Annotated in this window: 1 protein-coding gene; it reads left to right on the top strand. The window is 67.0% G+C overall.

Annotated elements, in window-relative coordinates; translation table 11 throughout:
• Nucleotides 1-148 precede the first annotated feature (148 nt).
• Nucleotides 149-1477 (top strand): IS4 family transposase, encoded by a 1329-nt coding sequence (locus tag KZ829_RS42520; RefSeq protein ID WP_308285898.1) that lies wholly within the window; start codon nt 149-151, stop codon nt 1475-1477.
• Nucleotides 1478-1510 lie beyond the last annotated feature (33 nt).

The following is a 1510-nucleotide window of genomic DNA, read 5'->3' as shown; positions in this document are numbered from 1 at the left end:
CAACGCCGTTCAGTTAGGCGGTCCGGGCTGGCGTCAAGGGTGTGTTGATCAGAAAGTAGGAAGCGGAGTTCCGGTATAGAGGTTTGTCACTCCAAGACAACCCACCCCAGGACTCCGCTTGCTCGATCAGATTGCCATAACCCGCACCGTGACGGTAGCTGCGGGGGTGTTCGCGCCGGGGCATCTGGGCGAGCTGACCCGGCTGATTCCGTTCGAGATGGTCGATGACGTTCTTGCCGCCACCGGGCGGCTGCAGCAGCGGGTACGGCTGCTGCCGGGCCGGGTGGTGGTGTATCTGCTGCTGGCCGGGGTGCTGTTCGCCGAATACGGCTACCTGCAGGTGTGGCAACAGTTGACCGCGGGGCTGGCCGGGTTGCCTCTGGTCAAGCCTTCTTCCAGCGCTTTGCGGCAGGCCCGGCAGCGTCTCGGATCCGCGCCGTTGCGAGCATTGTTCGATCTGCTGCGCGGCCCGGCCGCGACGTCGGCGACCCCAGCGGTCCGCTGGCAAGGCCTGCTGCTGACCGCGGTCGACGGGACGACACTGTCGGTCGCCGATGCCGCCGCGGTCGGCGTCCGCTACCGCAAACAGCGCGGTAACCACGGCGGGGCCGGCTACCCGACGCTACGGCTGAGCGCTCTGCTGGCCTGCGGCACCCGCTCGGTGATCGACGCCGTTTTCGACCCGCTCGGCACCAGCGAACTCGATCAGGCCCGCGTACTGGCCCGCAGCCTGAAAGCGGGGATGCTGCTGCTGGCCGACCGCAACTACGCTGCCGCCGATCTGGTCAAGACCCTCGCCGCCACGAAGGCCGAGTTGCTGATCCGCTGCAAGAGTGGCCGCCGCCTGCCGGTCATCACCCGTCACCGGGACGGCTCCTGGCTGTCCACGATCGGCACCGTGCGGGTGCGGGTCATCGACGCCCGGATCGCGGTCAAGACCAGCACCGGCACGAGCACCGGTGACTACCGGCTGATCACCACCCTGCTGGACGCCCGCCGACACCCAGCCCGGGAACTGATCACGCTGTATCACCAGCGATGGGAGATCGAGACCGCCTACCTGGAGCTGAAATCCAGCATTCTCGGTGGCCGGGTCCTACGCGCCCGTACCCCGGACGGCATCGACCAGGAGATCCACGCGCTGCTGATCGTCTACCAACTCCTGCGCACCGCCATGGTCGATGCCACTGACACCCGGCCCGGCCTCGACCCGGACCGGGCCAGCTTCACCACCGCTTTGATCACCGCCCGCAACCAGGTCATCCAAGCCGCGGGCATCATCACCGACACCGTCGTCGACCTCGTCGGCGCGATCGGCCAGGCAGTCCTGGACCACCTACTGCCCGACCGCCGGATCCGGGTGAAAGCCCGCATGATCAAACGATCGAACTCCAAATACCAGGCCCGCGGCCCGAACATCGACCGGCGCACCTACCAAGCCACCATCGCCATCAACATCATCACCAACGGACCTTGACGAACCCGACGCTGGCCTAACTGAACGGCGTTG

This window comes from Actinoplanes hulinensis (genome assembly GCF_019429605.1).
In the GTDB taxonomy this organism is placed as follows: Bacteria; Actinomycetota; Actinomycetes; order Mycobacteriales; family Micromonosporaceae; genus Actinoplanes; species Actinoplanes campanulatus.
Note: the sequence above shows the minus strand (reverse complement) of the source record. Positions and strands in the feature narration are given on the sequence as shown.